This is a genomic window from Methylibium sp., from assembly GCF_013817365.1.
Lineage (GTDB): Bacteria > Pseudomonadota > Gammaproteobacteria > Burkholderiales > Burkholderiaceae_C > Methylibium.
In genome coordinates this window covers 1-8,582 of record NZ_JACDCU010000146.1, presented here as the reverse complement: position 1 = coordinate 8,582, position 8,582 = coordinate 1, and the positions used below count along the sequence as shown (strand labels likewise).

9 protein-coding genes are annotated in these 8,582 nt (G+C 67.8%); all 9 read right to left on the bottom strand.

Annotated features, from left to right (window positions below; all coding sequences use genetic code 11):
• Window positions 1–1,202: RNA polymerase sigma factor region1.1 domain-containing protein (locus H0W38_RS10640; RefSeq protein WP_292453687.1), on the bottom strand; the 1,202-nt coding region annotated here is incomplete at its 3' end.
• Between the two features lie 320 nt (window positions 1,203–1,522).
• On the bottom strand, window positions 1,523–3,367 hold the full coding sequence (gene dnaG / locus H0W38_RS10635; RefSeq protein WP_292453686.1) for a DNA primase: 1,845 nt from the start codon (window positions 3,365–3,367) through the stop codon (window positions 1,523–1,525).
• 37 nt (window positions 3,368–3,404) lie between these two features.
• Complete coding sequence (locus H0W38_RS10630) at window positions 3,405–4,163, bottom strand: 3-hydroxyacyl-CoA dehydrogenase (RefSeq protein WP_292453684.1); 759 nt, start codon at window positions 4,161–4,163, stop codon at window positions 3,405–3,407.
• Between the two features lie 71 nt (window positions 4,164–4,234).
• Window positions 4,235–4,888 (bottom strand): adenylate kinase, encoded by a 654-nt coding sequence (gene adk, locus H0W38_RS10625; RefSeq protein WP_292453681.1) that lies wholly within the window; start codon window positions 4,886–4,888, stop codon window positions 4,235–4,237.
• A gap of 154 nt (window positions 4,889–5,042) precedes the next feature.
• Window positions 5,043–5,813 carry a 3-deoxy-manno-octulosonate cytidylyltransferase gene (kdsB, locus tag H0W38_RS10620; RefSeq protein ID WP_292453678.1) on the bottom strand — a complete coding sequence of 257 codons (771 nt, stop codon included), beginning with the start codon at window positions 5,811–5,813 and terminating at the stop codon, window positions 5,043–5,045.
• 52 nt (window positions 5,814–5,865) lie between these two features.
• Window positions 5,866–6,066: a Trm112 family protein gene (locus H0W38_RS10615; protein WP_292453676.1), complete on the bottom strand. Its 201-nt coding sequence runs from the start codon at window positions 6,064–6,066 to the stop codon at window positions 5,866–5,868.
• A gap of 2 nt (window positions 6,067–6,068) precedes the next feature.
• Window positions 6,069–7,112, bottom strand: coding sequence for a tetraacyldisaccharide 4'-kinase (lpxK, locus tag H0W38_RS10610; protein WP_292453692.1), 1,044 nt, complete (start codon window positions 7,110–7,112; stop codon window positions 6,069–6,071).
• Between the two features lie 35 nt (window positions 7,113–7,147).
• Entirely contained in the window at window positions 7,148–7,603 is a 456-nt protein-coding gene (locus H0W38_RS10605) for a biopolymer transporter ExbD (protein WP_292453690.1), read from the bottom strand.
• A 28-nt stretch (window positions 7,604–7,631) separates the two neighbouring features.
• Complete coding sequence (locus H0W38_RS10600) at window positions 7,632–8,258, bottom strand: MotA/TolQ/ExbB proton channel family protein (RefSeq protein WP_292453674.1); 627 nt, start codon at window positions 8,256–8,258, stop codon at window positions 7,632–7,634.
• Between the last annotated feature and the right edge of the window lie 324 nt (window positions 8,259–8,582).

Below are 8,582 nucleotides of genomic sequence, written 5' to 3'. Positions count from 1 at the left end.
ACCGACATCTGCGCGCGGTTGTAGGCCGGCGACTTGTAGCCGTCGCGCTCGTAGGCACGCCGCATGCGCTCGAAGTGGCTGCGCAGGTCGTCGAGCTTGACGAGGGCCTGGGTCTTCAACTCCTCGAGCTTCTTGGTCAGCGCCTTGGAGCCGCCCTGGCCGTCGTCGTCGTCTTCCTCGTCGAACTCGTCGAAGTCTTCCTCGGCCACATAGTCGTCGGCTTCCTCGTTGGAGACGAAACCGTCGACGGCTTCGGAGATCTGCATGTCGCCGGCGCGGATCTTGTCGGCCAGCACCAGGATCTCGGCGATGGTGGTGGGCGATTCGCTGATCGCCAGCATCATGGCCTGCAGACCGCCTTCGATGCGCTTGGCGATCTCGATCTCGCCTTCGCGCGTGAGCAGTTCCACCGTGCCCATCTCGCGCATGTACATGCGCACCGGGTCGGTGGTGCGGCCGAACTCGGAGTCCACCGTGGAGAGAGCAGCCTCGGCCTCTTCCTCGGCTTCTTCGTCAGTCGAGGTGCCGGTGGAGGCGCCGGCGATCAGCAGGGTGGCGGCATCCGGGGCCTGCTCGTACACGGCGATGCCCATGTCGTTGAGCATCGACACGATGGCCTCGAGGATCTCCGCTTCGACGAGCTTTTCCGGCAAGTGATCGTTGATCTCCTGGTGCGTCAGGAAACCGCGCGTCTTGCCCATCTTGATGAGCGTCTTGAGCTCCTGACGACGCTTGGCGACTTCGTCTTCGGTCAGCGCCGTCTCGTCCAGGCCGAACTCGCGCATCAGCGCGCGCTCCTTGGCGCGCGAAACCTTCATGCGCAGCGGCTTGGCCTTGACCTTGTCTTCGGTCGTGTCTTCAGCGACCGTCTCGACTTCGCCTTCCAGATCGGCCTCGATGTCGGACAAGTCCTCATCGATCACCGGCGTGGCGGTCTTGCCCACAACCGCCTTGCCCTTGCGGGCCGGATTTTCAGCAGCGCTGTCGGGCTTGACCGCCGGCTTGCCGGCTGGCGCTGCCTTTGTTCCCTTTGCCGCAGGCTTGGCGCTCGCCTTGACCGCGACGGCGGGCGCGGAGGCGCCGGCCGACTTCTTGAGCGGCTTGGACTCGACGGCCTTGGCGGCGAGCTTGTCGGCAGGAGCGGCAGGAGCCGCTTTGTTGGGCTTGCTCGCAGGGACGGGAGCGCTCTTCTTCGCGGTCATGCGATTCCTTGGAAGATGGTTGTCTCGGGGGCTACAGGCCGCGCACCTTGCGCCGACGGCTGCGTACGCAGGCCCTGCGGCGCCGCGCTGATGAGGTCGGACCGCTGGTGCCCGGAGGGGCACATGCAGCGGCAGGCGTCGGCGGGCAAGCTCGCGTGAGTGTCCTTGAAGGTTGCAGCCCTTGCGGGGAAGGTTGGCCTGTTATGACCCTTATCAAGGGTGGCCGGGGCCCGGAGGTGCTGCGCTCACTCTTGCCGCATCTGACTAGCCTGCGATTATCGGCGAAGAATGCCGGGGCGTCAAAGCGATCGTCAAAGCAATCAGTTGGCCGGCATGACCGCCTGCGAGCTCAGTCGGATCTTGAGGGCGTTGGCCTCGGCCCGAGTCTGCCGGATCGCCGCCAACTGCTCCGGCGAGGGCGCCGCCAGGGAAGTCATGCCCTCGAGTTCCCGCTCCAGGGCGTCCAGGCGGACCCGGCAGACGATCACTTCCAGCTCGGCAACCGTTGTTTCGCCGCTCGGCATCTCGTGCAGCGCGGCCAGCCGCTCGGCCAGGTGGGCCAGCGCCGGCTCGCCCCCGTCCGCTCGCATTTCCCCGAGCAGGGTCTGTGGCGAAAGCGCCCCTTCGTCGTGGACGCGACGCTCGAGCCAGCAGAAGAACTCGCCATGCGGAGGCTGCACCTGCGACAGCAGCTCGTGCGCCTCGGAGTCCAGCCGCTCCCACAGATCCGAGCGGGCCACGAGTAAGGCGACCGCCCGATCCAGCGAACTGGCGGTCGCCCGCAACGGCCGCCGGCCCGGTGGGGGCCGGCGTGCCGTGACGGTCTTCGGCGCTGCGGCGGCGCCGCGAGCCATCGGGCCGCCGGCGCGCGGCCAGAGTTCGTCGAGATCGCCGACTTCGACGCCACCTTGGCGGGCCAGATCGTTCAGCAACTGACGCTTCAGCGCCCCATCCGGCAAGGCGGCCCACAGCGGCCGCGCCTGCGCGAGCATGCGCGAACGGCCTTCGGCGTTGCCCAGATCGCAGCCTTCGCGCGCCATTTCAACGAGCTGGCGCGACAAGGGCACAGCCTGCTGCACGCAGTGCTCGAACGCCGCGGCGCCGTGCTCGCGCACGAAGGAGTCCGGGTCGTGCTCGGGCGGCAGGAACAGGAACTTAACGCCGCGCGTGTCGCCGGCATGCGGCAGGGCGGCCTGGAGCGCACGGCCGGCGGCGCGGCGCCCCGCGGCGTCGCCGTCGAAGCTGAAGACGATGCGATCGGTGAAGCGCAGCAGCTTTTGAACATGCTCGGCCGTGCAGGCGGTGCCCAGAGTGGCCACTGCGTTGGGAAAACCGAGCTGTGCCAGCGCCACCACGTCCATGTAGCCTTCGACCACCAAGCAATAGCCGCGCTCGCGCAGCGCCTGGCGCGCCTCGTACAGGCCGTAGAGTTCGCGCCCCTTCACGAACACCGGCGTCTCCGGCGAATTCAGGTACTTGGGCTCGCCCTGGTCGAGCACGCGCCCGCCGAAGCCGACGATCTCGCCCTGCACCGAGCGGATCGGAAACATGATGCGGTCGCGGAAACGGTCATAGCGTTTCTGCTCGGGGCCTTCGTCGCCCTGCACGATGACCAATCCGGATTCGCTCAGTAGCGGATCGTCGTACCGCGCAAAGACGCTAGCCAGCCCGCGCCAGCCTTCGGGTGCGTAGCCCATGCCGAAGCGCGCGGCGATGTCGCCGGTCAGGCCGCGGCCCTTGAGGTAGCCGATCGCGCGTTCATTGGCCTTGAGTTGCTTGCGCCAGTGCTCGCCCGCCTTGCTCAGCACTTCGGTCAAGGTGGCGTGGCGCTCCTTCTGGGCGCGGGCGTGTTCGCGCTCCTCGGGCGTGCTGTCGTCCTCGGGCACGGTCATGCCCACCTTCTGGGCAAGGTCTCGCACGGCCTCCGGAAAATCGAGTCCCACATGTTCGGTCAGGAAGCGAAGGGCCGAGCCCTGGGCTCCGCAGCCGAAGCAGTGATAGAACTGCTTGGCAGGGATAACGTAGAAGCTCGGCGATTTCTCGGCATGGAAAGGGCACAGGCCGCGGAAATCCTTCCCCGCACGCTTGATCTCGACATGGCGCCCGACGACTTCGACGATGTCGACACGGTCGAGCAGTGCGTCGATGAAAGGCTGCGGGATCACGCGGCGAGTCTAGCGATCCCGGGGTGTCGGTCGGCGTTCAACGCGGCGCGAGACGGATCGCCCCGTCCAGGCGGATCACCTCGCCGTTGAGCATCTCGTTGGTGATGATCTGTTTCACCAGCTTTGCGTAATCGTCGGGGCGGCCCAGGCGCGAGGGAAAGGGCACGCTGGCCGCCAGGGCATCCTGCACCTCCTGCGGCATGCCGAACAGCATCGGCGTACCGAAGATGCCCGGCGCGATGGTCATATTGCGGATGCCGGAGCGGGCCAGATCGCGCGCGATCGGCAATGTCATGCCGACCACGCCGCCCTTGCTGGCAGCGTAGGCGGCTTGGCCGATCTGGCCGTCGTAGGCCGCCACCGACGCGGTGGAAATCAGCACGCCGCGCTCACCGGTCGCCTCGGCTTCGTTCGTGCTCATCGCCTCGGCGGCCAGGCGGATCATGTTGAAGCTGCCGATCAGGTTGACCGTGATGGTCTTGCTGAAGACGGCCAGCGGGTGCGCACCCTCCTTGCCCACCGTTTTCACTGCGGGCGCGATGCCCGCGCAATTGATCAGACCCACCAGCTTGCCGAGCGCAACGGCCTTGCCGATCACTGCCTGGCCGTCGGCTTCGCTCGCCACGTCGCACCTTATGAAGCTCGCGCCGAGCTCCTGCGCGAGCGCTTCGCCCTTGTCGGCCTGCAGATCGGCGATGACCACTTGCCCGCCTTCACGCACCAGCATGCGCGCCGTGCCTTCCCCCAGCCCTGAGGCGCCGCCGGTGACGATGAAGACCTTGCCTGCGATGTCCATGGCTTGCTCCGTGTCGATGGCTGAAGGATGAAAAAAGGCCGCCGCAGCGGCCCCGGACAGATGCTGCGTGCTCAGCCGAGCGCAGCCAGCGCCTGCGTGGTGATTTGCTCGACGCTACCGAGGCCCGAGATCTTGCGATATAGCGGCGCGGCGGCATCGCCGGTGGCGGCCCATGACGCGTAGTAATCGACCAACGGGCGGGTCTGGCTCTGGTAGACCTGCAAGCGCTTGAGCACGGTGGCCTCGCGGTCGTCGTCGCGCTGGATCAGCGGCTCGCCCGTCACGTCGTCGAGGCCGTTTACCTTGGGCGGGTTGTAATTCAGGTGGTAGGTGCGCCCCGAGGCGACATGCACGCGCCGCCCGCTCATGCGCTCGATGATCGCTTCGTCGGGAACGTCGATCTCGAGCACCACGTCGAGCTTGACGCCGGCGACCTTCATCGCGTCGGCCTGCGGAATGGTGCGCGGGAAACCGTCGAACAGAAAGCCGTTGGCGCAATCGGCCTGAGCGAGCCGTTCCTTGACCAGGCCGATGATGATGTCGTCGCCGACCAAGCCGCCGCTGTGCATCACTTTTCTGGCCGCGATGCCCAGCGGGGTGCCGGCCTTGACGGCGGCGCGCAACATGTCGCCGGTGGAGATCTGCGGGATGCCGAACTTCTTGCAGATGAAGGCGGCCTGGGTGCCCTTGCCGGCGCCGGGCGCTCCCAGCAGAATCAATCGCATGCGAGTTCCTCGTCTCTTTGGGGGACCGCGCTTGGCGCGTCGCGCGAGGTGACGGCAGCGCAGTTTGTCTCTTGTTTTTGGGGTCGAAAACCGCGTTGCGCGATCAAATCAGGATAACACGCAGCCCTGCTGCAGCCGGCCCCCGCAAGGCCGTTCAGCGCTGCGCTTGGACGAGCGCGCGCACGCGCTCCAGATCCTGCGGCGTGTCGACGCCGGGGCCCGGCCGCACCGCGCTCACGTGCACCGCGATGCGCTCGCCGTGCCAGAGCACGCGCAACTGTTCGAGCGACTCGATCGCCTCCAGCGGGCTTGGCGGCAAGCTCGGATAACGGCGCAGAAAGGCGGCCCGGTAGGCGTAGAGACCAACGTGGCGAAGCGGCGCCGGCGCGCTCAGTGCGGTGGCCGCGCCGAGCCCGTGCGCATAACCGTCGCGCCACCAGGGCAGCGGCGCGCGGGAGAAGACCAGCGCGCGGTTCTGCGCATCGCAGATCACCTTGACCACATTCGGATTGACGAACTCGGCCGCATCCTCGATCGCATGGGCAGCCGTTGCCATTACGCAGTCCGCGCGCGCGGCAAGGAGTGCGGCCACGGCCCCGATCAACGCCGGCTCGATGAGCGGCTCGTCGCCTTGCACGTTGACGACGATCTGCTCACCGTCGAGCCCGAGCAGGGCGCAGGCCTCGGCCAGCCGGTCGCTGCCCGTGGCGTGGTCCCGGGCGGTCAACAGCGCACGCACGCCGTGCGCCGCGCAGGCCGCGACGGTGCGTTCGTCATCGGCAGCAACCACCACCTGGGCGGCGCCGCTGCGCGCGGCACGCTCGGCCACGTGCACGACCATCGGTCGCCCCCCGATGTCGGCCAACGGTTTGTCCGGCAGACGTGTCGAGCCCAGTCGGGCGGGGATGAGGACCGTGAAACTCATTGGATGTGGAGCGACCGACCCGCGTCGACGTCGACTTGCCGGGGCGGCTTGTTCACGCTGCAGACAGGGGGCCGGCGGGCGGCGGCGCGTCGTCGAGGGCACGCGCCTCTGCCTCGAGCATCACCGGAATGCCGTCGCGGATCGGGAACGCGAGCCGGTCGGCCGCGCAGTGCAGTTCGTGCTGGCCGTGCTCGTGGGTCAGCGGCCCTTTGCAGATCGGGCACACGAGGAGCGCCATCAAACGGGTGTCCATGCTCATCCTTCGGCTCGGGCGACGCGGCGATGCGGTGCCAGTGCGGCATCAAGCGCGGCGAGAAAGGCCGGCTCCGGCGAGAAGTCTAATGGCGCCACCCACACTTTCGTCGCCGGCCGCTCGCGGGCCACGCGCTCGGCGGTCAGCTTGACCGCGTCCTTCTCGGTGACGATCACATCGAACGCATCCGCGGGCCAGGGCAGCATGTCCAGGGCCGAGTGATCGGGCAGTGCGAGCGCCTCGAAGGCCAGCCCCTGGGCGCGCAGCAGCGCGAAAAAAGCCTGTGGCTGGGCGACGCCCGCGCACGCCCACAGTGACCGGCCGCGCAGCGCGCTCAGGCAGGCTGCCGTGGCCGGCCGGCCGCGCCACCAGTCGTCAAGCATGACGGCACCCGTCAGGCTGCGCTGCGCCACGAAGCCTGGCAGCGAGGTGCTGGGTTCCGGCGCGTTGTAGAGCAGCAGGCTCGTGGCTGCGGCGCTCTGCGCCGTCAAGGGTTCGCGCAGCGGCCCGGCCGGCAGCAGCCAGCCGTTGCCCGCGCCTCGCGCGTCGAACACCACCACTTCGACATCGCGCTGCAGCCGCAGGTGCTGCAGCCCGTCATCACAGACGAGCAGGTCCACCTCGGGGTAGGCGGCGAGGAGCGCGCGGGCGGCGGCAACCCGGTCAGCGCCCACCACCACGGGGACGCCGCTGCGCAGGCGGATCAGCAGCGGCTCGTCCCCAGCGGCCTGCGGCGGCGTAGCGGTCGTCACCGCCACGAGGCCATGAGCGCTGCGGCCGTAGCCGCGCGAGACCACGCCCGGCCGCCAGCCTTGCGCCTGCAAATGGGCGAGCAGCGCGATGACGGTCGGCGTCTTGCCGGCACCGCCCGCAACCCGGTTGCCGACCACCAGCACCGGCCGTGCGAGTCGGGCGCTGCGCAACAGACGCAGACGGTAGGCGAGGCGGCGCAGGGCCACCAGACCACGGTAGAGAAGGGACACGGGCCACAGCGCACTGGCCAAGGCGCCGCGGTGCAGCCAGGCGGCGGTGATTTTGGCTTCCAGGCAAGCGCGCGCCGTCGGGCACGCGCCCGGAGCGCTCAATCCGTGGCGGCCGGCGGGCTGGCTTCAGCGCCCGCGCCGTTGCGGCCGGTTTGTGTGGCGAACGTCAGCTGCTGCAGGCCGACACGGCGCGCCGCGTCCATCACGTTGATCACGCTCTGGTGCGCTGCACTGGCATCGGCCGAGATGATGATCACGCGCTGCAGGTCGCCCGAGGCAGCAGCCGAAAGCGCGGCAGCGACCGACTGCACGTCGCGGCCGGCCACCGACTGGCCGCCGACGGTGTAGCGGCCATCGCTGCCTACGCCTACGATGATTTCCTTGGGATAGTCCCGCGCCCGCTGGGCGTCGGCCACCGGCAGGTTCACCTTGAGTTCGGTGAACTTGGAGTAGGTGGTCGACAGCATCAGGAAAATCAGCACCACCAGCAGGACGTCGATGAACGGGATCAGGTTGATCTCCGGTTCTTCCTTGCCGCGGTGGCGGAAATTCATCGCCATGGCCGTTCTCTCGGTTTGCGCGTCACTTTGCCTGCGCGGTAAAGCGCATCAGGTGCGGCACCATGCGCTCGGCGGCCTGCTCCAGTTCGATTGCGTACTCGTCGACCCGCCCTCGGAAGTAGCGGTAGAACATGAGCGCCGGAATCGCAACCATTAGGCCGAAGGCGGTGTTGTACAGCGCAATCGAGATGCCGCGCGCCAACTGCTCCGGGTTGCCACCCGTCGGCGATTGCGAGCCGAAGATCTCGATCATGCCGATCACCGTGCCCAGCAAGCCGAGTAGCGGCGCGGCCGAAGCGATGGTGCCCAGGGTGTTGAGGTAGCGCTCCAGCCGATGGACGGCGCCGCGCCCGGCCGTGTCGAAGGCGATGCGCAGGCCTTCCTCGGTGATGCGTGGCTCGCCGATCACCGAGCGCAGCCCGGAGGCCAGCACGCCGCCCATTGCCGAATTGGCGGCAAGCTTGTTGACCACCTCCGGCGCCGGCAGATGCTTGCTGCTTACCGAGATGACCTCGTCGAGCAGGCGCGGAGGGCTGACGCGCACGGCACGCAAACTGGAAAGACGCTCGATGACGAGGGCCACGGCGATGATGGAGCAGGCAATCAGCGGCCAGATCGGCCAGCCAGCGGCTTGTATTATCGAAAACAAAAGGCGGTCTCCTGGGCCAGGGGCAAGCCGCCGGGATTATGGCCTCCGGTATTCGCGGTGCCGAGGACAGGTTGCACGGTCCGCGCCGTTTCAACCATCCACCGTTGCTGTGGGCAACTTTGTGGGCAACCAGGGTCGAGCCGGCCTGCAATGCACGCCGATCAAGGCTCGGAACAGATTGCTCACACAATGAGCAAAAAAAAATTGTTTGAAATCAATGAGTTGCATGACTATGACAGCCCGTTGACAGGGTCGTGGTGCCGTTCGGCGTTGATTGACGCCGTTGTGGAGTTCGTAAACCTGCAGCGATGCGGGCTGCACGGC

What these genes read in the sequence shown, in the direction of transcription:
- adk (WP_292453681.1), bottom strand. Translation starts at nt 4,888, where the DNA reads ATGCGATTGATTCTGCTGGGAGCGCCCGGCGCCGGCAAGGGCACCCAG.
- H0W38_RS10605 (WP_292453690.1), bottom strand. Translation starts at nt 7,603, where the DNA reads ATGAATTTCCGCCACCGCGGCAAGGAAGAACCGGAGATCAACCTGATC.
- kdsB (WP_292453678.1), bottom strand. Translation starts at nt 5,813, where the DNA reads ATGAGTTTCACGGTCCTCATCCCCGCCCGACTGGGCTCGACACGTCTG.
- H0W38_RS10630 (WP_292453684.1), bottom strand. Translation starts at nt 4,163, where the DNA reads ATGGACATCGCAGGCAAGGTCTTCATCGTCACCGGCGGCGCCTCAGGG.
- H0W38_RS10615 (WP_292453676.1), bottom strand. Translation starts at nt 6,066, where the DNA reads ATGGACACCCGTTTGATGGCGCTCCTCGTGTGCCCGATCTGCAAAGGG.